The organism is Streptomyces lusitanus (assembly GCF_042647945.1).
Classification (GTDB): Bacteria; Actinomycetota; Actinomycetes; order Streptomycetales; family Streptomycetaceae; genus Streptomyces; species Streptomyces pseudogriseolus.
This window is the reverse complement of sequence record NZ_JBHRWL010000001.1, coordinates 150928-173505: the sequence shown is the minus strand read 5'-3', so window position 1 is coordinate 173505 and position 22578 is coordinate 150928. Positions and strand designations below refer to the sequence as shown.

Sequence of the window (22578 nt, the reverse complement as noted above, 5' to 3'; positions counted from 1 at the left end):
GGCCACGCCGTACCCCACGTGGGGAACGGGGCACACCTGCCCGATAGCCTTCGCCCATGACCACGTTGCCCCGCGGCGCAGCCGCCACGACACACCGCGCTGTGCGACGCCGCCGTGCCGTCGCAGCCGCCGGCGCCGTATCCGCAGGCCTGCTCGTCCTGTCCGCCTGCGACAAGCCCACGGCGATCTCCACCATCACGGTGGGCAGCGACTCGGTGAGCTCCGAGGCGACCTGCGGTGGCGAGGACAAGGCCCTGACCACCGAGACCCTCAACGAGTGTCTCCAGGACAAGGACATCGACGAGATCAAGGTCGACCCCACCAAGCCCGTCCGCTTCGGCGTCGACCCCGACATCGCCGACCACAGCTGGACGATCCTGCTGAACGGCCAGCCGCTCGTCGACCCCACCAAGAAGACCTACCAGTCCATCCCCGGCAGCGTGTTCTTCAACGCCCAGTACGGCGCGCAGGGCGACTCCACCCTGGTGTCCATCAAGGAGGGCGAGGACGAGGCCACCGGACTGTGGTCCTTCCGCCTGAAGAAGGACGAGGACTGACCACGTCCCTCACACACGTCCTCGTGGCCACCGCGGTCCCCGCCGAGCGGGACGCGGTGGCCGAGGCGTTCCCGGGACCGGTACGGGAACGCACCCTGCCCGGCGCCCTCGTGCACCGCACCGCCGGCGGGCCCGACCTGCTCGCCGCCGGCGTCGGCCCGGCCCTCGCCGCCGCGTCCACGGCCGCCGCGCTCACCGCCGCCGCCCTCGACGGCCGGCCCTACGCACTCGTCGTCTGCGCCGGCATCGGCGGCGGCTTCACCCCGGACGCCCCCCTCGGCTCCCTCGTCGTCGCCGACGCGATCACCGCGGCCGACCTCGGCGCCGAGACCGCCGAAGGCTTCCTGCCGGTCACCGAGCTCGGCTTCGGCACCGTCACCCACCACCCGCCCGCCTCCCTCGCCGCGGCGGCCGCCGCCGCGTCCGGCGCCCGCACCGGCACCGTCCTCACCGTGTCCACCGTGACCGGCACCGCCGCCCGCGCCGACACCCTGCGCGCCCGCCACCCCCGCGCCCTCGCCGAAGGCATGGAGGGCTTCGGCGTCGCCGAGGCCGCCGCCGCCCAGGGCGTCCCCGTCCTGGAGATACGGGCGGTGTCGAACCCCGTCGGCCCGCGCGACCGCGCCGCCTGGCGCATCGGCGACGCCCTGGCCGCCCTCAGCGAGGGCTTCGGGAAGCTCGCGCCCGTATTGGAGAGTTGGAACCAGCATGACCAGTGAGCCCCTGACCATCGCGTACTCGCCCTGCCCCAACGACACCTTCGTCTTCGACGCCCTCGCCCACGGCCGCGTCCCCGGCGCACCCGCCCTCGACGTCACCTTCGCCGACATCGACATCACCAACGGCATGGCCGAACGCGGCGAACTCGACGTGCTCAAGGTGTCCTACGCGGTGCTGCCGTACGTCCTGGACGAGTACGCCCTGCTGCCCTGCGGAGGCGCGCTGGGACGGGGCTGCGGGCCGCTGGTGCTCACCCGCGAGGCCGGGGTGGACCTCACCGGGCGGACCGTCGCCGTACCCAGCGAGAAGTCGACCGCGTACCTGCTGTTCCGGCTGTGGGCGGCGGACACCGTGCCCGGCGGGGTCGGCGAGATCGTGGTCATGCCCTTCCACGAGATCATGCCCGCCGTACGGGACGGGAAGGTCGACGCGGGCCTGGTCATCCACGAGGCGCGCTTCACGTACCAGAACTACGGGCTGCACAAGCTCGCCGACATGGGCGAGCACTGGGAGCACACCACCGGCCTGCCGATCCCGCTCGGCGCGATCCTCGCCCGCCGCGCGCTCGGCGAGGAGACGCTGACCCGGCTCGCGGACGCGATCCGCACCTCCGTGCGGGCCGCCTGGGACGACCCGGAGGCCTCCCGCCCGTACGTCATGGAGCACGCCCAGGAGATGGACCCGGCCGTCGCCGACCAGCACATCGGGCTGTACGTCAACGAGTTCACCGCCGACCTCGGCGAGGACGGCTACGCGGCCGTACGCGGCCTGCTCACCCGCGCGGCGGCCGAGGGACTGGTCCCGCCCCTCGGCCCGGACGCGCTGCGCTTCCCGTAGGACGGGCGGCCCGGCGGGTCGGCCGTACTCCGACCTGCTCAGACGTCGAGCTGGTCGGCGACCGCGCGGAGCAGCCCGGCGATCTTCTTGCCGGCCGCGCGGTCGGGGTAGCGGCCCCGCTCCAGCGACGGCGTGATGTTCTCCAGCAGCGTCGTGAGGTCCTGCACGATCGAGGCCAGTTCGTCGGGCTTCTTGCGCTGGGCGGCCGCGACCGACGGGGTCGGATCCAGGATGGTCAGGGAGAGCGCCTGGTCGCCACGCTGCCCGGCGACCACGCCGAACTCCACACGCTGCCCCGGCTTCAGGGCCTCGACTCCGGCGGGGAGGACCGAGGAATGCACGAAGACGTCGCCGCCGTCGTCACGGGAGAGAAAGCCGAAGCCCTTCTCACTGTTGAACCACTTGACCTTGCCAGTCGGCAAAGCACACGCTCCCTCGATCGCTCCCGGACTGGCCGGACACCCTTGATCTGCCGTTGAGACAGCCTACCGGGGGTCTCTCCACCGGAACACGCCTTAAAACGGCACCGAGCCCCTGCTTGCGCCCGGCGGCGGCTTGAAGTGGTGGACGAGTGTGAGGGGTTACCCGATGTGCCGGTGGAGGGTGGCGCGGGGAACCTCGAACTTGTCCCACGCTCAACGACATCCGTCATGGCGCGGGCCGGCCTTTATCGAGCGAACCCCAACACCTTCGATCGGTGAACCTCGGTCACGTTGCAGCCGATGACCATTCTCGCCATGTCGCCCTTCCCTACAGGGCGGGCGAGGGCAAGCTCATCGGCCATGGCCTGGATATCGCCCAGGTCCATGACCATTCCCCTCTCACTCTGATCCTGCCCGTTGTTCCAAGCCCACACTTTCACATCGTACGTACGAAGGAATTCCCTGCGGTCTTCCTGACCCTTGGAATCCCAGACTTCCCCGTACTTCTTGCCTGTCGCCTTGATGATCGGGTGGGCCCTCTCCTCTTCCCGCTTGGCCAGGAGAGCCACCTTCGCCGACAGCCCCTTGTGCATACGCCGGTACGATCCCTCCTGACCGTCCCCGTCGTACTCCCCCGCCAGGAAGTCGGCTTCCAGCTTTTCCAGACGCGCCCTGGCCGCCTGAAGTTCCTTTGCCTGAGAAGGCCCCTTACCCCCTCGCTCGTACATCTCCCACGTACCGACGCTCTTGCGGATCTCACGGTCGACCCATGCATCGAGCACATCGGCGCGGATGTACAGACCAGTGGCGCAATCACCGCCCTTGAATTTGTTCGAGCAGCGATAGTAGCGGTGACCGGGAACCCTCGTACCGTCCTTTCTGGTGTGCCCGGAGTTCAGGAGGGAAGTAACAGGTGCCCCACAGTTCCCACAGCGAGCGATGCCGGCGAGCAGGCTCTTGCCTCCGGTGCGGTTTCCCGTCCCCACCGGCCTGGGAGCCGGTTTGATCCGGTCGACCAGGTCCGCCCATTCCTCCATGGACGCCAGTGGCTTCTCAGGGAGAATGACCGGCTCTCCCCGGTCGTCCAGAACGGCTTCCCCCTTGTACGTGTAAATACCGGGCACCCAGGAGGAGCGGAGAAACTTGTTGATGACGGTCGCCTGCCATTGCGTCCCCTTGGTTTCCTCCCCCTTGACCTTTCTGAGGTGGTCGCCCCAGGTGAGTACGCCACGACGGTTGAAGTCCCGGGCGATCCGGTGGGTGGACTGCCCCTCACGGACGCGGGTGAAGATCTCCTCCACGTAGGGGTGGAAGTCCTGGTCGATCTCCAGAACCTTCCTCCTCCCGCCCTCCACGGTCTTGATGCGATAGCCGGTGGGCGGCGCACCCGTGAGCCATGAACGGTTCTCGAGGCGGCTCTGCACGCCGTTGAGGATGCGCGCCTGAATGGTGTCCCACTCGGCCTCGGCGAACACGGCGGTCATGCGGGCCGTCATCTTCCCCTGAGGGGTGCTCAGGTCGAACCCCTCTTCCACGCAGACGATGTACTTGCCGTTCTCCTGCGCCCACTCCAGGAGTTCGTTGAAGTGCATCGACCGACGCGTGAGCCTGTCCATCCTGGCGGCGATGACCACATCGAACTCGTCGGCCTTGGCCGTGAGCCAGCGTCCGAGCTTGGGACGCTTGAAGGGACTCATCGAGCCTGACACGTCCGTGTCCTCCGCCTCCCCCACCACGACGCCGGAAAGGTGGGGAGAGCTGACGTGGTGTCGGATCACGCCGCGCTGCCACTCGATGGAGGTGGAGCCGTCCGAGTCGGCGGAGAGGCGGAGACAGGCGAGGTAGCGGAGGCCGGGTGTCATAAAGGAAGGTTAGGGAAGTCTGTGTGCCTTAGTGGGCAATTTACTTGAACAGGCAGGCACGCCCCTCTTCGTCCTCGTGCCTGTTGGCGAGACTGCGCCTGGGAGCGCCGCACACAGCACTCGGGTGGGCCCGACCGCCCGCCGGTACCGGAGCCGCGCAGGGAACTACCCTGGTCCGGTGCGTGACAAAACCCAAGCGAATTCCGCTGCGCCCGGTGACGGTCTGGTCCGTGCTGGCGCCATCGTCTTCTTCGTCGGCGCCGTGGCCACTCTGGTCACGGTCGCCCCGCTCTTCCTCGGGACGACGCCCTTTCCCACGTACATGTTCGGATTGAGCATGCTCATGGGTGTCGGATTTGCCGTCGCGGGTGCGGGAGTGCTGCGTTCCGCCGCCGCGGGGCGGCGGCGGGCTCGGGCCGCGGGCGCGGTTTCCGGTCAGTTGTCCGAGCAGTAGTCCGAAAACCAGCGGGGGAATTCCGTCAGATCCGTGAGGACGGTGTCCGCGCCGGCCTCCTTGAGTTCCGCCGCGTCGCACGGGCCGGTGGCGACCGCGACCGACACCGCGCCCGCGGTGCGCGCCCCGCGCACGTCGCCGGTGTGGTCGCCGACGTACACGGACGCGCCGTGCTCGCGCAGCGCCAGCGCCTTCTGCTCGGCCCACAGGTCGCCGATCACGGCGTCCGGCTCGATGCCGAGGTGCGCCAGGTGCAGCTTGGCGTTGGGCTCGTACTTCGCGGTGACCACGATCGCCCGCCCGCCCCGTGCCTGCACGGCGGCTATCGCGTCACGCGCGCCGGGCAGGGCGAGCGTCGGCGTGATCGCGTACTCCGGGTACATCGCCCGGTACAGCTCCGCCGTCTCCGCCACCCGCTCCGCCGGGAACCAGTTGACCAGCTCCTCCGCCAGCGGCGGCCCCAGCCGGCTGACCGCGAGATCGGCGTCGACGTACGTCCCGGTCCGCTCGGCGAGGGCCACGTAGCAGGCCCGGATCCCGGGCCGCGAGTCGATGAGCGTCATGTCGAGGTCGAACCCGACGGTGGGAGGGGTGGGAGGAGTGGGGGGAGTGGAGGGGGACGGCTGGGCGGGCGGGGTCGTGGAAGCCATATGCGCCATTGTGCGACACCGGGCACCGGGCCTGGCCCGGTGCCCGGAGGGGGCCCCCGCGCGGGCGTCACCCGACCCGGCGTCGCGCGACGCGCTCACGCGGAACGGCCCCGCAGGGCGATACGGCTCAGCTCCAGCCCGGTGGCGTGACGCGCGAGCGCAGGCGCGCTCGGAGCCTGCGGTCCTGTGGCTGGGGCGCGGGGCGCGGTCACCGGCCCGCTCGGGGAGGGCGATACGGCTTGCGCACCGGCCGCGTGGGTCGGCCCGGTGGGCCCGTCGAGGCCGGGGCGCGTCGCGGCGCGCGCTCGCGGGCTGCGGTGGGGCGCCGGGACCGGCCGGCGTGGGGCACGGGCATGCGGCCCGATCGGGAGGGCGATACGGCTTGCGCACCGGCCGCGTGGCCCGGCTCGGTACGCCCGCCGGGGCGCGAGTACGGGAGCGCTCGACGTCTGCGGGCCTGTGGCCGGGACGCGCGGGTCGGTGGCCGGGAGGCTTCACGTGCCCCGATGCGGAGGGCGGTACGGCTCACCGGCCGCCTGGCTGGCCCGCCGGGGTCCGGGGCACGTCGCGGCGCGCGCTCGTGGGCTGCGGTGGAGCGCCGGGAGGGGCCGGCGTGAGGCGCGAGCACCCGGCCCGATCGGGAGGGCGCACCGGCCGTCGGGGTTGGGGCGAGTCGCGGTGCGCGCTCGCGGGCTGCGGTAGGGCGTCGGGGACGTGGGCGTGGCGCGCCCCGTCAGGGCCGGGGTGTGGGCGTCCCCGGCCCGGTGGGAACCCTCAGCGTTGGCGTTGGGAGCGCCAGATCAGGAACAGCGCCGATGTGATGGCCGCCGTGCGGATGATCCACGGCCACGTTTCCGTCAGTGCCGTGTTCAGTTGGCCCTCGGCGATCGGGGTGCCCCAGCGGCCCGTCGTGCGGCCCCAGAGCCAGACGATGCCTCCGACGAGGGAGAGGCCCGGCAGGACCATCACCGCCGCCTTGACCTCGCCGGGGGTCAGGCGGCGGGAGGCGTACGCGATCAGCCAGCCCAGGATCAGGGCGAACCAGTTGCCCAGCACCGCGCCCACGACCAGGGAGGCCGCGGCGATCAGCAGCAGCGGGTTGCTCCAGCGCCGGGACGGCAGGCGTAGCAGGCGGCGGCGTGTGGGGGCGGGGGCCGCATCGGTCGCGTCGGTGGTCTCCGTCGGCTCCGCAGCGGCGGTTTCGGGGCTCGTTTCCTTCTGCTGCGGCTGCTTCAGCAGTTCCGGGATTTCCACCCCGCCCACGAAGCCCGGCACCTCGTCGCCCACGCCGAACGGGCCGCTGTCCACCCGCCACCAGTCCGGCTGGCCCGCGCTGTCGCCCAGTTCGTCCGAGCCGGCCCGGTGCGGGGGCGCCGGTACGTTGTCCGGCGCCGGCGCGGGCGCGGGTGTCGACGGGCGGGGGCGTGGGACCACCTTGCGGAGCATGCCGCCCACCGAGCCGCCGGACCTGGCCCCCCGTTCCGGCTCCCGTTGCACCGGCACGGCGGGTGCGGCCGCCTCCGACGCGCCCGGCGCGGAGCGCGGAGTGGAGTCTTCCGCCTTGGTGACGACCTCCGTCGGCGTGCCGATGCGGGCGATGATGCGGCGGACGGCCGCCGGCGAGTCCACCACGGCCTTGGCGCGGCGCCGGTCGATCTCGTCGCGCAGCTCCGCGACCAGCCGTATCCGGGCCGCCGAGGGCAACTGCCGTTGCTGCGCCACGTCGCCGACGCGGCTCAGATACTCGTAGACGACCTGGTCACTCTCGATACCCACGAAGTCCCCTCCGGGACGGATGCGTCGGGACACCGTCGCCCGACGGTACCGCGACTGCGGCGGGCCGACCCAACTCCCGGCACGCCACGGTCGTACCCACCCGCTAACGTGAGGCGGATGAGCACCGAGGAGAACCCCGCGGCGGCCCCCCGATCCCTCGCCGAGGCGCTCCGGGGACGGGACGACGTCTCCCTGGCCGCGCTCCTGCGCAGCCGGCCGGATCTCATCACGCCTGTGCCCACGGACCTGACGCAGCTCGCGACCCGTGCGGGGACGCGTGCCTCGGTGGTGCGGGCGCTGGAGCGGCTGGACCGGTTCACGCTTCAGACCGCGCAGGCGCTGGCGGTGGCGTCGGACCCGGCGACGTACGGGGAGTTGCTGGGGCTGATGGCGGGGGACGACGGCGATCCGGCGGTGTCGGCCGCGTTGCCGCACGCGCTCGGCACGCTGCGCGAGCAGGCTCTGGTGTGGGGCGGTGACGAGCGGCTGCGGCTGGTCCGCACCGCCCGTGAGCTGTTGGCGCCGTCGCCGCAGCATCCGTCGCCGACGGGTCTGGGCCCGACCGTGCGCGAGGCGGGCGCGGGGATGTCGCCTGGCCGGATCCAGGAGATCGTGGCGACGGCCGGGCTGCCGTCGACGCACGACTCCGTGTCCGCGCTGGAGGCGCTGGCGGGGCTTTTCGACGATCCGGAGCGGATGTCGGCGCTGCTCGACCAGGCGCCGAGCGAGTCCGTGGAGGTGCTGGAGCGGCTGGTGTGGGGGCCTCCGTACGGGCAGGTGACCGCGGATCCGGCGCCCCGGCTGCGGTGGCTTCTGGACCGGGGGCTGTTGCTGCCGACGGCGCCGGGGACGGTCGTGCTGCCGCGTGAGGTGGCGCTGCGGCTGCGGGCGGGGCGGGCGCACCGGACGACGGAGCCGGTGCCGCCGCCGGTGGAGGCGGCCGCCGCGCACGCGCCGCGGATCGTGGACGCGACGGCGGCCGGGCAGGCGTACACGGCGCTGGCGACGGTCGAGGAGCTGCTGAAGGACTGGCACGAGGGCGGGCCCGCGGTGCTGCGGGCCGGGGGGCTGAGCGTGCGGGATCTGAAGCGGACCGCGGTGGCGCTGGACGTGCCCGAGCCGGTGGCCGCGTTCTGGGTGGAACTGGCCTATGCGGCCGGGCTGCTGGCGTCCGACGGGGAGGCGGACGAGCGGTACGCGGCGACTCCGGAGTACGACGAGTGGCTGGAGCGGCCTGCCGGTGAGCGGTGGGCGCGGCTGGCGACGGCGTGGCTGGCGGCGACCCGGACGCCGGGGGTGGTCGGGGAGCGGGACGCGAAGGACCGTACGTTGTCGGCGCTCGGGCCGGGTCTGGACCGTTCGGCGGCCCCGGAGGTGCGGCACCGGGTGCTGGCCCTGCTGGCGGGGCTGCCGGAGGGGGCGGCGCCGGACGGCGAGTCGCTGCTGGCGCGGCTGCGGTGGGAGCGGCCGCCGCGTGTGGTGCGCGCGGGGGGCGGTGGGCCGTCGCCGTACGCCCGGCGGACTCCGGCGCAGCCCGCCGAGGGGGCGGGGGGGGCTGCGGCGCGTGCTGAGGCGCCGGGGTATGCGGAGGACAACCGGGCGGGCGGGGAGGACGATCTGCGGTCGCGGCTGGCGCGCTGGACGCTGGCGGAGGCCGAGATGCTCGGTGTCACCGGGCGCGGCGCGCTGTCCTCGCACGGGCGGGCGCTGATCGGCGCGCCGGCGCCCCGGCACGCGGAGGCGGAGGCGGAGCCGACGGGGCCGGGCGACAAGCTGCCCGTGCATCACCGGCAGGCGCCGGCGCCTCCGGCCCTTTCCCCCGCCGAGCGGGCGGCCGCCGCGGCGGCGGCCGCGCGGCTGCTGGAGCCGCTGCTGCCCGAGCCGCTGGACCATGTGCTGCTCCAGGCGGATCTGACGGCGGTCGCGCCCGGCCCGCTGGAGCGGCCGCTCGCGGACATGCTGGGTGTGCTGGCGGACGTGGAGTCGAAGGGCGGGGCGACCGTCTACCGGTTCACGCCCGGGTCGGTACGGCGTGCCCTGGATGCCGGCCGGTCCGCCGCCGACCTGCACGCCTTTCTCTCCGCGCACTCGCGGACGCCGGTGCCGCAGCCGCTGGCGTATCTGATCGACGACGTGGCCCGGCGGCACGGGCATCTGCGGGTGGGGGCCGCCTCGTCGTACGTGCGGTGCGACGACGACGCGGTGCTGAACGAGATCCTGGCCGACAAGCGGGCGGCGGGGCTGGGTCTGCGGCGGCTCGCCCCGACGGTGCTGGCCGCGCGGACCGACCCGGCGGCGCTGCTGGAGGGGCTGCGCGCGATGGGGTTCGCGCCGGCCGCGGAGTCCGCGGAGGGCGATGTGCTGATCGCGCGCGCGGACGCGTACCGCACGCCTCCGCGTACGCCTCCCGAGCCGGTGCCGGACGGGCCGCCCGTGCCGGACGACACGCTGCTCGCGGCGGCGATCCGGGCGGTCCGGGCGGGTGATCTCGCGTCCACGGCGCCGCGCAGGCCGGTGGGCGGGGAGGCGGCGGGCGCGGCGCCGGGTGAGCTGCCCCGCACCTCCGCCGCGGACACCCTGGCCACCCTTCAGGCCGCCGTGCTCACCAACGACACGGTGTGGATCGGGTACGTCAACGCGGAGGGGGCCGCCAGTCAGCGGGTCATCGCGCCGATCCGGGTCGAGGGCGGGTTCATGACGGCGTACGACCACACGGCGGACGAGGTGCGGACGTATCCGCTGCACCGGATCACGGGGGTGGCGGAGCTGGCGGACTGACGCCGGTGGTGAAGGTCACGGGGGCCGGGTGCCGCCGGTGTGGGGACGGCGTGGAATGTCATCAGGCAAACTGGACGTTTGGCCGTGCAGTGCCCGGCCCGTGCCGAGCCCGTCGCAGAAAGGCAGCCGCGCGTGAATGGTCCGCTCATCGTCCAGTCCGACAAGACCCTGCTCCTCGAGGTCGACCACGAGCAGGCCGACGACTGCCGTCGCGTCATCGCGCCGTTCGCCGAGCTGGAGCGGGCCCCGGAGCACATCCACACCTACCGGGTGACCCCGCTGGGCCTGTGGAACGCCCGTGCGGCCGGCCACGACGCCGAGCAGGTCGTCGACGCGCTGGTGCAGTACAGCCGCTACCCCGTGCCGCACGCGCTGCTCGTCGACATCGCCGAGACCATGGACCGCTACGGCCGGCTGAGCCTGGTCAAGCACCCGGCGCACGGTCTCGTCCTCACCACCACCGACCGCCCGGTCCTGGAGGAGGTGCTGCGCTCCAAGCGCATCGCCCCGCTGGTCGGCGCCCGCATCGACCCGGACACCGTCGCCGTGCATCCCTCGGAGCGCGGCCAGATCAAGCAGACCCTGCTGAAGCTGGGCTGGCCGGCCGAGGACCTCGCCGGGTACGTGGACGGCGAGGCGCACCCGATCGAGCTGGCCGAGGACGGCTGGGCGCTGCGCCCGTACCAGAAGCAGGCCGTGGAGAACTTCTGGCACGGCGGCTCCGGTGTCGTCGTCCTGCCCTGCGGCGCGGGCAAGACGCTGGTCGGGGCGGGCGCGATGGCGCAGGCGAAGTCGACCACGCTGATCCTGGTGACGAACACCGTCTCGGCCCGCCAGTGGAAGCACGAGCTGGTGAAGCGGACGTCGCTGACCGAGGACGAGATCGGCGAGTACAGCGGGACGCGCAAGGAGATCCGGCCCGTCACGATCGCCACGTACCAGGTGCTGACGACGAAGCGGAAGGGTGTCTACCCGCACCTGGAGCTGTTCGACTCCCGCGACTGGGGTCTGATCGTCTACGACGAGGTGCATCTGCTGCCCGCGCCCGTCTTCAAGTTCACCGCCGACCTCCAGGCCCGGCGCCGGCTCGGCCTGACCGCGACCCTGGTGCGGGAGGACGGCCGCGAGTCGGACGTGTTCTCGCTGATCGGCCCGAAGCGGTTCGACGCGCCGTGGAAGGAGATCGAGGCGCAGGGCTACATCGCCCCGGCCGACTGCGTGGAGGTCCGCGTCAACCTCACGGACTCCGAGCGGCTGGCGTACGCGACGGCCGAGCAGGAGGAGAAGTACCGGTTCTGTTCGACGACCGCCACCAAGCAGAAGGTGACGGAGGCGATCGTCCGGCGGTTCGCGGGGCAGCAGATCCTCGTCATCGGGCAGTACATCGACCAGCTCGACGAGCTCGGCGAGCATCTGGACGCGCCGGTCATCAAGGGTGAGACGTCCAACGCGCAGCGGGAGAAGCTGTTCGAGGCGTTCCGGCAGGGTGAGCTGAGCGTGCTGGTGGTGTCGAAGGTCGCGAACTTCTCCATCGACCTGCCGGAGGCGACCGTCGCCGTCCAGGTGTCCGGCACCTTCGGCTCCCGGCAGGAGGAGGCGCAGCGGCTCGGCCGGGTGCTGCGGCCGAAGGCGGACGGCCACCAGGCGCACTTCTACTCGGTGGTCGCCCGCGACACCATCGACCAGGATTTCGCGGCGCACCGCCAGCGGTTCCTGGCCGAGCAGGGTTACGCCTACCGGATCGTCGACGCGGACGAGCTGCTCGCGGAGAGCTGAGGGCCCCGCGGGGCGGTCGTCACCCCTGGGGCAGGCCGGCCACCAGCGCGATCACGAGCGGCCAGGGCAGCAGCGACAGTCCCGCCAGCCAGAGGCGCGGCACGGCCCAGCGGCGGGTCCGGGGCAGCAGCCACGCGGCGACGCAGGCGGCCACCCCGAGCGGCCCGCCGAGCAGCAGGGCGCCGTCCACGACGTCCAGGGCGCTCGTCAGCTCCGGGGAGCAGTCGTCGGGGCCGCAGCTGTCCGTCGCCATGTCGGACAGTCCCCAGAAGAACAGCGCGGGCGGTGCGAGCAGCAGGCCGAGCACGGTGGCGACGGCGGGTGCCAGGCGGGCGTGGGGGTCCCGTTCGGATCCGGGCCGTTCGGATCCGGGCCGTTCGGATCCGTCCCGCCGGGCCGGCGGGGCGTGGGCGGGGGCGTCGTCGTGGCTCATACGGCCAGTGAAGCGGCCCCGGGCGACTGTCGCACCGGGGCCGCTGCTCATCTGGGCGGGTGTACTCGTACTCATGTCGAGGGGCGTTCGCCTCACTTCGGGTCGCGGGCGAAGGACGCGGTCGACCAGAACCAGCCGAGCACCGTCAGGGCCACGCACCAGCCCACGGCCAGCCACCCGTCGTGGCCGATCCCGCTGCCGAGCAGCAGCCCGCGCAGGGTCTCGATGGCCGGCGTGAACGGCTGGTACTCGGCGACCGGCTGGAACCAGCCCGGCATCCCCTCGACCGGCACGAAGGCGCTGGACAGCAGCGGCAGCAGGATCAGCGGGGTCGCGTTGTTGCTGGCGGCCTCGGCGTTCGGGGCGCCGAGCCCCATGCCGACCGCGATCCAGGTGAGCGCCGTCGCGAACAGCACCAGCAGGCCGAAGGCGGCCAGCCACTCCAGCGCCGTGGCGTCCGTCGAGCGGAAGCCGATCGCCACGGCGACCGCGCCCACCACGACCACGCTGAGGACGGCCTTCAGCACGCTGCCGACGACGTGCCCGACGAGCACCGACCCGCGGTGGATGGCCATCGTGCGGAAGCGGGCCACGATGCCCTCGGTCATGTCCATCGACACCGACACCGCGGTGCCGATGGCGGTGGAGCCGATGGTCATCAGCAGCAGCCCCGGCACCAGGTAGGCGACGTACGCGGACCGGCCGCCGCCGCCCAGCCCCGCGCTCATCACGTCACCGAAGACGTACACGAAGAGCAGGAGCAGCATGACCGGGGTGAGCAGCAGGTTGAGCGTGAGGGACGGGTAGCGGCGCGCGTGCAGCAGGTTGCGGCGCACCATCGTGGTCGAGTCGCGCAGGGCGAGGGGAAGGCGGCTGGCGCGGGCGGCGGTCCGGACGGCGCTCATCGGACGGTCTCCTTCGAGGGGGCGGCGGACGGGGCGGGGACGGCGGCGGCTTCGGTCAGGGCGAAGAACACGTCGTCGAGGTCGGGGGTGTGCACGGTCAGCTCGTCGGCCTCGATGCCGGCGGCGTCCAAGTGGTCGAGGACGGCGCGCAGTTCGCGCTGGGTGCCGTCGCTGGGGAGCTGGAGGGCGAGGGCGTCGTCGTCGCGGGACGCCTCGGTCAGCGCGGCGGCGGCGGTGCGGTAGGCGGTCGGGTCGGTGAAGCGGAGGCGGACGTGGCCGCCGGGGACGATCCGCTTGAGCTGCTCGGCGGTGCCCTCGGCCGCGATTTTGCCGTCGTGCAGCACCGCGATGCGGTCGGCGAGTTCGTCGGCCTCCTCCAGGTACTGGGTGGTGAGGAAGACGGTGACGCCGCCGGTGACGAGTTCGCGGATGATCTGCCACATGGTGTGGCGGGAGCGGGGGTCGAGGCCGGTGGTCGGCTCGTCCAGGAAGATGATCCGCGGGTCGCCGACCAGGGTCATGGCGATGTCGAGGCGGCGCTTCATGCCGCCGGAGTAGGTGGAGGCGGGCTTCTTCGCCGCGTCGGCGAGGTCGAACCGCTCCAGCAGCTCGGCGGCCACCCGCCGCCCCTCGGCCTTGGAGAGGTGGTTCAGGTCCGCCATCAGGAGCATGTTCTCCTCGCCGGTGATCAGCCCGTCGACGGCGGAGAACTGCCCGGTGACGCCGATCGCGGCGCGTACGGCCTGCGGGTCGGCGGCGAGGTCGTGGCCGGCGACGCGCAGGTCGCCGGCGTCGGCGGTGACGAGCGTGGAGAGGATCTTGACGGCGGTGGTCTTGCCGGCGCCGTTCGGGCCGAGCAGGGAGAAGATCGTGCCTTCCGGGACGGCGAGGTCGACGCCGTCGAGGACGGTCTTGTCGCCGTAGGACTTGCGCAGCCCGTTCGCCGCGATGGCCAAACCGGTCATGAGGGGGTCTCCTTGGGACGCTTCAGGTGCTTGAGGTGCTTGCGGTTGTGGCGGATCACAGGCTGCGGGCGGTGATGTCGCCGTAGGCGGTGGTCGCGTGGACGGTGAGGGCGGCGGCGGCGCCGTCGGTGTTGTTGAGCGTGTTGCGGATGCGGCCGTAACCGGTGCCGGCGTCCAGGGAGGCGGAGACGCCCGGGGCGGCGCCGACGGAGATGTCGCCGTGCTCGGTGCGCAGGGTGACCGTGCCGCGCGCGGCCTCGGTGACGCGGATGTCGCCCTTCTGGGTGCTGATCTCGGCGGAGCCGCCGAGCCGGCCGACCGAGATGTCGCCGTCGAGGACGGTGAGGAGGGCGCTCGCGGTCTCGTCGAGCTTGACCGGGCCCTGCGCGCCCTCGAAGGTGACGTCGCCGAGCCGTCCGACGCCCCGGAGCTCCGCGCCGGCGGCCTTCCCCTCGACGTGGGAGCCGGCGGGCAGCTTGACGGTGATCTCGACGGCGCCGGACGGGCCGATGAGCGAGTTGGCGGCGGACGGGCCCTGGATCCGCAGGACGCCGTCGCCGTAGTGGACCGTGGTCTGCTCCGCCGCCTTGGTGTCGCGGCTCTTCTTGGCGTCGGCGGGCAGGACCTCGACGACGGTGTCGGCCCGGTCGGCGGCGATGAACCGGATGTGGCCGGCGGGGACGTCGAAGCGGACGGAGACGGGGGCGGGGGTGTCGAATCGCATGGTGCGCTCCTTCGGTGCGTGGTTTTTTCTGACACCGGAAACGCTACGTTGCATTCATAGGTGCGGCAACCAGTTCGTTGCGTCTAATTTAGGTTTACGCAGCTCACAGCTTTGAAATTGTTGCAACAGGATGGAAGATAACGCAACAACACCAGGGAGGGTCGTTGCAATGGAATGAAGTGAAAGGCTATGCTGGGCGGCGTCACGGACCACGAAGGAGGCCGCGTTGCCAGGAGGCAGGCTCACGCAGCAGGAACGCCAGCAGATCGCGACGGGGCTGGCCGACGGGCTCGCCTACGCGGAGATCGCCAGGCGCCTGGACCGCCCCACCTCGACGATCACGCGCGAGGTGATGCGCAACGGCGGACCCGCCGGCTACCGCGCGGACCTGGCCCACCGCGCGACCGAACGCCGGGCGCACCGGCGCAAACGGGCCACGCCCCGGGGGTCGAAGACGCTCACCGAGGACTACGGGCGCGACGCGGAGGCGGTGCGCGCGTACGAGGAGACGCTGACCACCGTCTTCATAGCGTCGGGCACGCCCAAGATGATGGCCCGGGTGATGGCCTGCCTGACCCTCTCCGACAGCGGGAGCCTCACCGCCGCCGAGCTCGCCGAGCGCCTCGAGGTCAGCCCGGCGTCCATCTCCAAGGCGATCACGTTCCTGGAGAGCCAGGACCTCGTGCGCCGGTTCCGGGACGAGGGGCGCCGTGAGCGCTACGGCTTCGACGAGGACATCTGGTACCGGTCGATGGTGGCCAGCGCCCGGTCCACCGCCCAGGTCGCCGAGACCTCGCGGCAGGGCGTCGCCGTCATGGGGCGCGGCACACCGGCCGCCGTACGGCTGGAAAACGCCGCCCGCTTCCTCGACTTCGTGGCCGAGACGATGCTCCGCGCGTCCGAACAGGCGCGTGAGGTTCTTTTCGCGAACCCCGCGACGGCTCCGGGCGACAAGGCCGACGCGGTCCCGGACGACCGCGCCGGGCCGCGCCCGGACCAGGGGTAGCCGCCCGGCGCCGCCTACCGGTGGCGGACGCCCGCCTCCTCGCCGTACTCGCCGAGGAGGACCACGTCGAAGGCGGCGCCGAGGAAGACCTTGACGGCGCGCAGGGCATCACCGAGGCGGTGCGGGTGACTTCCCTGGACCGGGGTCGCGCCGGCCGGGCGGGCTGGCGGCGTGGTGGGATGGAGGGTCGCTGCGCTCATACCTCCATGGTTGCGCTCCGGCCCCGGTACCGGCATCGGCCCACGGGACCGAGCCCCGGGGCCGCCGCGTACACCTGCGGAACGAGCCGTCCCTCTCAGGCAGGACGAGGTGTCCCCTAGGGGGTGGGCGCCTGGTCGCCCCCGATCGTGTCGAGCGCGGCCAGGTCCTCCTCGGTCAGGGTGAGGCCCGCACCGGCGACGTTCTCCCGCAGGTGCGCCACCGACGACGTGCCGGGGATCAGCAGGATGTTCGGCGAGCGGTGCAGCAGCCAGGCGAGCGCGACCGCCGTCGGCCGCACGCCGTGCCGCTCGGCCACCTGCGCCAGCGTGGCGGACTGGAGCGGCGTGAACCCGCCGAGCGGGAAGAACGGCACGTACGCGACGCCCTGTTCGGCGAGCCGGTCGACGAGGGCGTCGTCCTGGCGGTGGGCGAGGTTGTAGAGGTTCTGGACGCAGACGAACGGCGCGATGGTCTCCGCCTCGGCGATCTGCTCGGGGGTCGCATTGCTGAGGCCGAGGTGCCGGATCAGGCCCTCCCGCTGGAGCTCGACGAGCGTCTCGTACGCGGTGGCGAGCGAGCCCGGCCGGGGTCCCGTGGCGTCGCCCAGGCGCAGGTTGACCAGGTCGAGGGTGTCGACGCCGAGGGTCTGGAGGTTGTCGTGGACGGCGCGGCGCAGGTCGTCGGGTTCACGGGCCGGGGGCCAGCCGCCGTCGGCGTCCCGGCGCGCGCCGACCTTGGTGACGAGGTGCAGGGTGTCCGGGTAGGGGTGCAGGGCCTCGTGGATGAGCCGGTTGGTGACGTGCGGGCCGTAGGCGTCGGCGGTGTCGATGTGGGTGATGCCGAGGCGTACGGCCTCACGCAGCACGGCGAGGGCGCCCTCGTGGTCGGCCGGCGGGCCCATGACGCCGGGTCCGGCGAGCTGCATGGCGCCGTAGCCGAAGCGGGTGACGGTCAGGTCGCCCATCGTCCAGGTGCCGCCGGGGAGGGTGGGGGTGGTGTTCGTCGAGGTCGTGGGCGTGGTCGTGGTGCGTGGTGTGGTCATGTCCCCCACGGTCCGGCGGGGGCGGCGGTCCGCCCAGTTCCCCGCCGATCCTGGGAGTGACAGGACCAGGGAGGAAGGCGCCCCGCGCGCTTACGCTGGAACGCATGGCTGGAACGCATGGCTGAGGAGAACCGGCTCGGCGACTACCTCCGGGCGCGCCGGGAGCTGGTGACGCCGGACGACCTGGGCCTGCCGTCCCACGGTGTGCGCCGGGTGCCGGGACTGCGCCGTGAGGAGGTCGCCCTGCTCGCCGGCATCAGCTCCGACTACTACCTGCGGCTGGAGCAGGGCCGCGACCGCAATCCGTCGGCGCAGGTGCTCGACGCGCTCGCCCGGGTGCTGCTGCTGGACGACACCGCCACGGCGTACCTCCACCAGCTGGCCGCGCCCCGGCCGCGTACCCGCCGCCGCCCGTCGCGGCGGCCCGTCGTCCCGCCGGCCACGGCGCAGCTGCTGGAGTCGGTGGGGCTGCCGGCGTTCGTGACGGACCGGACCCTCGACGTGATCGCGGTGAACCCGCTGGCCACGGCGCTGGTGCCGACCGTGCGGGTGGGTGAGAACCGGCTGCGGTCGTTCTTCCTCGACCCCGCCGAGCGGGATCTGCACGCGGACTGGTCCGCGACGGCCGTGCAGTGCGTCGCCGTGTTCCGGCGGCGGCTGGGGACGGACGTGGACGATCCCCGGGTGGTGCGGCTGGTCGGCGAACTGTCGCTGGCGAGCGCGGAGTTCCGGAAGGTGTGGGCCCGGCACGACGTGCGGCCGGTCGTGGACAAGCCGATCCGGATGAACCACCCGCAGGTCGGCGAGCTGAGCCTCACGCTGTCCAAGCTGGACGTCGACGGCCCGGACGGGCTGGCGCTCGCGGCGTACCACGCGGCGCCGGGCAGTGAGGACGCGGAGCGGCTGGCGCTGCTGGCGTCCCTGACGACGACGGGGCCGGCACGGAGGGCGGAGTCGGCGCGGAGGGCGGAGTCGGCGCGGAGGGCGGAGTCGGCGCGGAGGGCGGAGCCGGTGCGGCGTGAGGCGTCCGGCGCGGACCCGCGCACGGGCCGCCCGGAAAACCGTTTGGACCGCCCTCGCCGCACGACCTAGAATCCCGCTCTTCCCGCCTCCCTCACGGAGCGCCGCCGTCCGGACGGAAACCGGCCGGCATTCCTTCCGCGCAGCACACCCGCAGCAGGTACCCCGGAGGCTCCCCCTTGTCCGCGTCCACGCCCGTAGACGAGCCCGTGAACGACCCCGCCGCCCCCGCCGACGACCCTCTCGCCCGCGAACGCTCCCACCTCTCCGCGTCCCGTGCCGCCCTGCGTGCCATGCGGGAGGACGTGGAGGCGCTCGACATCCGTGACGTCACCGCCAACTGGGTGAACGCGGAGGTGCTCCAGCGCCAGATCGAGGAGCGCATCAAGGCGCTGGCCGACCTCAGCGACACCCCGCTGTTCTTCGGGCGCCTCGACTACCTGCACGCGCCGGGCGCCGAGCAGGCGGAGGGCGCGGAGGGTGAACGCTTCTACATCGGGCGCCGGCATGTGCACGACGCGGACGGCGACCCGATGGTGATCGACTGGCGTGCGCCGGTGTCGCAGCCGTTCTACCGGGCGTCCAAGAAGGACCCGATGGACGTCGGGCTGCGCCGCCGCTTCGGCTACACCGGCGGCGACCTCACCGCGTACGAGGACGAGCACCTCTCCGACCCCGCCGAGGCGGCGACCACCAGCAAGCTGCTCCAGCAGGAGATCGAGCGTCCGCGCGTCGGCCCGATGCGGGACATCGTCGCGACGATCCAGCCCGAGCAGGACGAGATCGTACGGTCGGGGCTGTCGGGCAGCGTGTGCGTGCAGGGCGGTCCCGGCACCGGAAAGACGGCCGTCGGCCTGCACCGGGTCGCGTACCTCCTGTACGCCCACCGCGAGCGGCTGGCCCGCACGGGCACGCTGGTCGTCGGCCCGAACCGCTCCTTCCTCCATTACATCGAGCAGGTGCTCCCGGCCCTGGGTGAGCTCACCGTCGCCCAGGCCACGGTGGACGACCTGGTGGCGCACGTGGAGGTGCGCGGGACGGACGACGCGACGGCGGCGACGGTCAAGGGCGACGCGCGCATGGCGGAAGTGCTGCGCCGGGCCCTCTACTCCCACGTCACGATGCCCACCGAGCCGGTCGTCGTCGTGCGCGGCTCCCGGCGCTGGCGCGTCCCGGCGTACGAACTGGAGGAGATCGTCCGGCAGTTGCTTGACCGCGACATCCGCTACGGGGCCGCCCGCGACGCCCTGCCGCAGCGCATCGCGCACGCGGTGCTGGTGCAGATGGAGCGGGCGGGCGAGGCGCCGGACGACCGGGTGCAGGACGCGGTGGCGCGCAACGCGGCGGTGAAGGCCGCGGTGAAGGCGGTGTGGCCGGCCGTGGACCCGGCGAAGCTGGTGCTGCGGCTGCTGGGCGACGCGGAGTTCCTGGCGGAGCACGCGGAGGGGCTGCTCGACGAGCAGGAGCGGAAGGCGGTCCTCTGGGCGAAGCCGGCCCGCTCGGTGAAGTCGGCGAAGTGGTCGGCGGCGGACGCGGTGCTGATCGACGAGGCGGCGGACCTGATCCAGCGCACGCCGTCGCTCGGCCATGTCGTCCTCGACGAGGCGCAGGACCTCTCGCCCATGCAGTACCGGGCGGTGGGCCGCCGCTGCACCACCGGCTCGGCGACCGTCCTCGGCGACCTGGCGCAGGGCACCACGCCGTGGGCGACGCGCAGTTGGGAGGAGGCCCTGTCCCACCTGGGCAAGCCGGACGCGGTGGTCGAGGAGCTGACGGCGGGTTTCCGTGTCCCCACGGACGTCATCACGTACGCGTCCCGGCTGCTCCCGGACATCGCCCCGGGTCTCACCCCGGTCGCGTCGATCCGCGAGAACCCGGGCTTCTTCGAGGTGCGCGGCTCCTCAGGCCCGGACGACGTGATCGCCGCGTGCCGCGAACTGCTGTCCCGTGAGGGCTCGGTGGGCCTGATCGCGGCGGACCCGCGCATCCCGAAACTGACACAGGCGCTCGCCTCGGCGGGCCTGCCCCACGTCGCCCCCGGCGAGGAGACGACGGACTCGACCCGCCTCACCCTGGTCCCGGCCTCCCTGGCGAAGGGCCTGGAGTACGACCACGTCCTCCTGGACGAACCCCAGGCGGTCGTGGACGCGGAACCGGACGAACGCACGGGCCTGCGCCGCCTGTACGTCACCCTGACCCGAGCGGTGTCGGGCCTGATCATCACCCATTCGGCTCCGCTGCCGGCACAGCTGGGCTGATTCGCCGCCCCTGGCTGCGGCGGGCGTCACTTCACCAGGTCACTTCACCAGGCGGAACTCCGGGTGCCGCAGCCAGGCCCGCAGGAACTCCACGTCACCGACGTGCCGGAACCACCGGCCACCGCCCGCGGTGTCGTAGCCGACCTCCGCGACCTCCCCCGGGAGGGAGGCGACCAGGGCTCTCGCCCGCTCCAGAGCCGCGCCGTCGTCCACGTCGTCACGGGGCGCGGGGTACCCCAGGACGCCGTCGAAGTCGATCAGGGCGTTGAGGCGTTCGGCGAGCGCGAGGGCCAGGTGCCCGAGCATCCGGTGGTGCGCCGGTCCCGAACAGCCGGCACCGAGCACCAGCCCCCGGACCGGCGGCCGCGGGAACGCCGAGTAATCCTCGTCCGCCGCCGGTACCTCGTCGTCCTCCGTCAGGAAGAACACGGAGCCGTCGGCGGGGTCCCACCCGGGCAGTCCGACGGCCGAGCCGTCCCGCACCCAGAAGTCCAGGTCTCCGCCGCCCCCGCTCTCGACCGGCTCGCAGAAGCGCTCCACCCACGGGACCACCTCGGCCAGGACGTCCTCGAACGCACGCTCCTCGCACAGCCACAGCCCGACCACAGGCCCTGCCATACCGCCCGCCCCCTCAACCGTCCCGGCCCGCCTTACGCGTCAGGGTGCCCTACTCCCCCAGAACCCCCCGCCACCGGGCCACCGCGGCCGCCGAGACCGGGGTGGTCCAGCCCCCCGGGCGGGCCGCTCCGCCGATGTGGAAGGCGTCCACGCCCGCGTCCCGCAGGGCCGGTACGTGGTCCAGGCGGAGGCCGCCGCCCACCAGGAGGTGCTGGCCGTAGCCGGGCTCTCCGCGCCGGGCCGCCTCCGTGAGGAGGACCGGGAGGCCCTCGTCCACGCCGGCCGCCGCGCCCGCGGTCAGGTAGGTGTCCAGGCCGGGGAGGTCCGCGAGCTGCTTGCGCAGGGCGTCGCGGTCCGCCGCGTGGTCGATGGCGCGGTGGAACGTCCACCGGCAGCCCTCCAGCTCGGCCGCGACCCGCTCCACCGCCGCCAGGTCCACCTGGCCGTCCGTGTCGAGGAAGCCGAGGACGAACTCCTCCGCCCCCGCCTCCCGCATCTCGCACGCGGCGGCGGCCAGCCGTTCCAGCGCGCCCGCCGCGAAGCCGTCCGTGAGGCGGAGCATGACCCGGACCGGGATGTCCACGGCCGCGCGGATCCCCGTCACCGTCGCCACCGCCGGGGTCAGCCCGTCCGCGGCCATGTCGGTGACCAGTTCGAGGCGGTCCGCACCTCCGGCCTGGGCGGCGACGGCGTCCTCGACGTCGAGGGCGATCACCTCCAGGACTGCACGCTTGCTCATGGGGCCCCATTCGTCGGCTCGGAACGGCTCCTACAGGTCTAGTCCAATCCAAGACTACGCCTGGCCAGGGGCCCGCGGCTCCCCGCCCGCCGGTCAGCCGAAGATGTTCAGCTCCGCCGCGTCCGCCCCGGCCAGCTCGTACGAGACCCCGTCCACCGGGCGCCCCGCGTACAGCCGTACCAGGGTCGGCCCGTCGCCGATGAAGCGCGCCGGGGGCCGCTCCCCGGAGACGTCGCCCAGCCGTACCGGCTCGTCCGCGTCGTCCAGGTCGGCGTGCAGCGGCAGATGCCCCCGCGCGCTGGTGACCTGCGCCAGCAGGGCGAGCGCGAACGGCAGCCCCGCGCCCGCGTACGCGCCCGGCTCCCCGAGTGCGACGCGCACGTCCCCGGCGTGCACCCACTCGCCGAGCGCCACCCCGTCCAGCGGCCCGCCCGCCTTCGCGATGACCGGACCGGCCTCGGTCATGCCGCGGTCCAGTTCGTCGAGGATCTCCGTGATCGTCCAGCCGGCCCGCTCGTCGATGTCCCGCTGATTGCTCGCGGGCGAGAACACGTCCTTGTCGTACCGGCTCTCCACCACCCGCGACAGCGCCGCCGAGCAGTGCGCCAGCACGTCCCGCACCGTCCAGCCCGGACACGCCGCCACCGGCGACGCGAAGTCGCCCTCGCCGCGCGCCCGCAACAGCGGGAGCAGCGCGTCCCGCTCGACGGACAGCAGCCGTCCCGGCAGCTCGGGGTCCCGTACCTCGTGCACATCCGCAGGAGTCGTCATGCCGTCCACGCTAGGGCCTGGGCGGCCGGCGGGACGGTCATCGCACCGGAACGGACGCGGGAGT

Annotated in this window: 22 protein-coding genes; 9 read left to right on the top strand and 13 right to left on the bottom strand. The window is 73.1% G+C overall.

Annotated features, from left to right (window positions below):
* Positions 1-56: 56 nt before the first annotated feature.
* From ACFOSY_RS00910 to ACFOSY_RS00900, 3 genes are read left to right on the top strand one after another with little or no spacing between them, the layout of a single operon-like run.
* On the top strand, positions 57-557 hold the full coding sequence (locus ACFOSY_RS00910) for a DUF2771 domain-containing protein (RefSeq protein ID WP_394304805.1): 501 nt from the start codon (positions 57-59) through the stop codon (positions 555-557).
* A gap of 23 nt (positions 558-580) precedes the next feature.
* A complete protein-coding gene (locus tag ACFOSY_RS00905) occupies positions 581-1276 on the top strand; it encodes a futalosine hydrolase (protein WP_394304804.1) in 696 nt (231 codons plus the stop codon).
* A complete protein-coding gene (locus tag ACFOSY_RS00900) occupies positions 1266-2114 on the top strand; it encodes a 1,4-dihydroxy-6-naphthoate synthase (protein ID WP_086685757.1) in 849 nt (282 codons plus the stop codon). Before ACFOSY_RS00905 ends, ACFOSY_RS00900 begins: the two co-directional genes overlap by 11 nt.
* A gap of 38 nt (positions 2115-2152) precedes the next feature.
* On the opposite strand, the gene ACFOSY_RS00895 is transcribed toward ACFOSY_RS00900, so the two are convergent.
* Both ACFOSY_RS00895 and ACFOSY_RS00890 read right to left on the bottom strand, forming a co-directional pair.
* The gene (locus tag ACFOSY_RS00895) at positions 2153-2536 is read right to left on the bottom strand and encodes a cold-shock protein (RefSeq protein ID WP_019523900.1); all 384 of its coding nucleotides are present in this window, start codon (positions 2534-2536) and stop codon (positions 2153-2155) included.
* A 245-nt stretch (positions 2537-2781) separates the two neighbouring features.
* Entirely contained in the window at positions 2782-4398 is a 1617-nt protein-coding gene (locus ACFOSY_RS00890; protein ID WP_394304803.1) for a recombinase family protein, read from the bottom strand.
* Positions 4399-4576: 178 nt separating this feature from the next.
* On the opposite strand from ACFOSY_RS00890, the gene ACFOSY_RS00885 reads away from it, so the two are divergent.
* The gene (locus tag ACFOSY_RS00885; RefSeq protein ID WP_006134201.1) at positions 4577-4852 is read left to right on the top strand and encodes a hypothetical protein; all 276 of its coding nucleotides are present in this window, start codon (positions 4577-4579) and stop codon (positions 4850-4852) included.
* Here the strand turns inward: ACFOSY_RS00885 and ACFOSY_RS00880 are convergent.
* Together ACFOSY_RS00880 and ACFOSY_RS00875 are read right to left on the bottom strand one after the other, a co-directional pair.
* On the bottom strand, positions 4834-5502 hold the full coding sequence (locus ACFOSY_RS00880) for an HAD family hydrolase (RefSeq protein ID WP_394304802.1): 669 nt from the start codon (positions 5500-5502) through the stop codon (positions 4834-4836). The genes ACFOSY_RS00885 and ACFOSY_RS00880 overlap by 19 nt on opposite strands.
* Before the next feature lie 774 nt (positions 5503-6276).
* On the bottom strand, positions 6277-7278 hold the full coding sequence (locus tag ACFOSY_RS00875) for a hypothetical protein (protein ID WP_394304801.1): 1002 nt from the start codon (positions 7276-7278) through the stop codon (positions 6277-6279).
* Positions 7279-7395: 117 nt separating this feature from the next.
* On the opposite strand from ACFOSY_RS00875, the gene ACFOSY_RS00870 reads away from it, so the two are divergent.
* Together ACFOSY_RS00870 and ACFOSY_RS00865 are read left to right on the top strand one after the other, a co-directional pair.
* Positions 7396-10056, top strand: a complete 2661-nt coding sequence (locus ACFOSY_RS00870) for a helicase-associated domain-containing protein (RefSeq protein ID WP_394304800.1) — start codon at positions 7396-7398, stop codon at positions 10054-10056.
* 132 nt (positions 10057-10188) lie between these two features.
* A complete protein-coding gene (locus tag ACFOSY_RS00865; RefSeq protein WP_006133846.1) occupies positions 10189-11832 on the top strand; it encodes a DNA repair helicase XPB in 1644 nt (547 codons plus the stop codon).
* 19 nt (positions 11833-11851) lie between these two features.
* Here the strand turns inward: ACFOSY_RS00865 and ACFOSY_RS00860 are convergent, their stop codons facing one another.
* The 4 genes from ACFOSY_RS00860 to ACFOSY_RS00845 all read right to left on the bottom strand — a co-directional run bounded on the left by ACFOSY_RS00860 (position 11852) and on the right by ACFOSY_RS00845 (position 14859).
* Positions 11852-12265: a hypothetical protein gene (locus ACFOSY_RS00860; RefSeq protein ID WP_394304799.1), complete on the bottom strand. Its 414-nt coding sequence runs from the start codon at positions 12263-12265 to the stop codon at positions 11852-11854.
* A 92-nt stretch (positions 12266-12357) separates the two neighbouring features.
* Entirely contained in the window at positions 12358-13170 is an 813-nt protein-coding gene (locus ACFOSY_RS00855; protein WP_394304798.1) for an ABC transporter permease, read from the bottom strand.
* The gene (locus ACFOSY_RS00850; protein WP_394304797.1) at positions 13167-14135 is read right to left on the bottom strand and encodes an ATP-binding cassette domain-containing protein; all 969 of its coding nucleotides are present in this window, start codon (positions 14133-14135) and stop codon (positions 13167-13169) included. Before ACFOSY_RS00850 ends, ACFOSY_RS00855 begins: the two co-directional genes overlap by 4 nt.
* A gap of 55 nt (positions 14136-14190) precedes the next feature.
* Entirely contained in the window at positions 14191-14859 is a 669-nt protein-coding gene (locus tag ACFOSY_RS00845) for a DUF4097 family beta strand repeat-containing protein (protein ID WP_394304796.1), read from the bottom strand.
* Positions 14860-15085: 226 nt separating this feature from the next.
* Here ACFOSY_RS00845 and ACFOSY_RS00840 point away from each other — a divergent pair, with 226 nt between their 5' ends.
* A complete protein-coding gene (locus tag ACFOSY_RS00840; RefSeq protein ID WP_394304795.1) occupies positions 15086-15865 on the top strand; it encodes a GbsR/MarR family transcriptional regulator in 780 nt (259 codons plus the stop codon).
* 14 nt (positions 15866-15879) lie between these two features.
* Here the strand turns inward: ACFOSY_RS00840 and ACFOSY_RS00835 are convergent, their stop codons facing one another.
* Positions 15880-16065 (bottom strand): hypothetical protein, encoded by a 186-nt coding sequence (locus ACFOSY_RS00835; protein WP_394304794.1) that lies wholly within the window; start codon positions 16063-16065, stop codon positions 15880-15882.
* A gap of 116 nt (positions 16066-16181) precedes the next feature.
* Positions 16182-17108, bottom strand: a complete 927-nt coding sequence (locus tag ACFOSY_RS00830; RefSeq protein WP_394304793.1) for an aldo/keto reductase family oxidoreductase — start codon at positions 17106-17108, stop codon at positions 16182-16184.
* 117 nt (positions 17109-17225) lie between these two features.
* Between ACFOSY_RS00830 and ACFOSY_RS00825 the strand changes: the two genes are divergently transcribed.
* Together ACFOSY_RS00825 and ACFOSY_RS00820 are read left to right on the top strand one after the other, a co-directional pair.
* Complete coding sequence (locus tag ACFOSY_RS00825; RefSeq protein ID WP_394304792.1) at positions 17226-18200, top strand: helix-turn-helix domain-containing protein; 975 nt, start codon at positions 17226-17228, stop codon at positions 18198-18200.
* Positions 18201-18337: 137 nt separating this feature from the next.
* Complete coding sequence (locus tag ACFOSY_RS00820) at positions 18338-20386, top strand: HelD family protein (RefSeq protein ID WP_394304791.1); 2049 nt, start codon at positions 18338-18340, stop codon at positions 20384-20386.
* Between the two features lie 39 nt (positions 20387-20425).
* On the opposite strand, the gene ACFOSY_RS00815 is transcribed toward ACFOSY_RS00820, so the two are convergent.
* The 3 genes from ACFOSY_RS00815 to ACFOSY_RS00805 form a co-directional block, all read right to left on the bottom strand.
* Positions 20426-21004 carry a DUF6368 family protein gene (locus ACFOSY_RS00815; protein WP_394304790.1) on the bottom strand — a complete coding sequence of 193 codons (579 nt, stop codon included), beginning with the start codon at positions 21002-21004 and terminating at the stop codon, positions 20426-20428.
* 49 nt (positions 21005-21053) lie between these two features.
* Positions 21054-21743: a copper homeostasis protein CutC gene (locus ACFOSY_RS00810; protein WP_394304789.1), complete on the bottom strand. Its 690-nt coding sequence runs from the start codon at positions 21741-21743 to the stop codon at positions 21054-21056.
* Between the two features lie 93 nt (positions 21744-21836).
* Positions 21837-22514 carry a maleylpyruvate isomerase family mycothiol-dependent enzyme gene (locus ACFOSY_RS00805; RefSeq protein WP_394304788.1) on the bottom strand — a complete coding sequence of 226 codons (678 nt, stop codon included), beginning with the start codon at positions 22512-22514 and terminating at the stop codon, positions 21837-21839.
* Positions 22515-22578 lie beyond the last annotated feature (64 nt).

Coding starts and splice junctions, on each gene's coding strand:
- ACFOSY_RS00815 (WP_394304790.1), bottom strand. CDS start 21,004: ATGGCAGGGCCTGTGGTCGGGCTGTGGCTGTGCGAGGAGCGTGCGTTC.
- ACFOSY_RS00830 (WP_394304793.1), bottom strand. CDS start 17,108: ATGACCACACCACGCACCACGACCACGCCCACGACCTCGACGAACACC.
- ACFOSY_RS00805 (WP_394304788.1), bottom strand. CDS start 22,514: ATGACGACTCCTGCGGATGTGCACGAGGTACGGGACCCCGAGCTGCCG.
- ACFOSY_RS00890 (WP_394304803.1), bottom strand. CDS start 4,398: ATGACACCCGGCCTCCGCTACCTCGCCTGTCTCCGCCTCTCCGCCGAC.
- ACFOSY_RS00870 (WP_394304800.1), top strand. CDS start 7,396: ATGAGCACCGAGGAGAACCCCGCGGCGGCCCCCCGATCCCTCGCCGAG.
- ACFOSY_RS00810 (WP_394304789.1), bottom strand. CDS start 21,743: ATGAGCAAGCGTGCAGTCCTGGAGGTGATCGCCCTCGACGTCGAGGAC.
- ACFOSY_RS00825 (WP_394304792.1), top strand. CDS start 17,226: ATGGCTGAGGAGAACCGGCTCGGCGACTACCTCCGGGCGCGCCGGGAG.
- ACFOSY_RS00860 (WP_394304799.1), bottom strand. CDS start 12,265: ATGAGCCACGACGACGCCCCCGCCCACGCCCCGCCGGCCCGGCGGGAC.
- ACFOSY_RS00835 (WP_394304794.1), bottom strand. CDS start 16,065: ATGAGCGCAGCGACCCTCCATCCCACCACGCCGCCAGCCCGCCCGGCC.
- ACFOSY_RS00845 (WP_394304796.1), bottom strand. CDS start 14,859: ATGCGATTCGACACCCCCGCCCCCGTCTCCGTCCGCTTCGACGTCCCC.
- ACFOSY_RS00855 (WP_394304798.1), bottom strand. CDS start 13,170: ATGAGCGCCGTCCGGACCGCCGCCCGCGCCAGCCGCCTTCCCCTCGCC.
- ACFOSY_RS00900 (WP_086685757.1), top strand. CDS start 1,266: ATGACCAGTGAGCCCCTGACCATCGCGTACTCGCCCTGCCCCAACGAC.
- ACFOSY_RS00880 (WP_394304802.1), bottom strand. CDS start 5,502: ATGGCTTCCACGACCCCGCCCGCCCAGCCGTCCCCCTCCACTCCCCCC.
- ACFOSY_RS00910 (WP_394304805.1), top strand. CDS start 57: ATGACCACGTTGCCCCGCGGCGCAGCCGCCACGACACACCGCGCTGTG.
- ACFOSY_RS00850 (WP_394304797.1), bottom strand. CDS start 14,135: ATGACCGGTTTGGCCATCGCGGCGAACGGGCTGCGCAAGTCCTACGGC.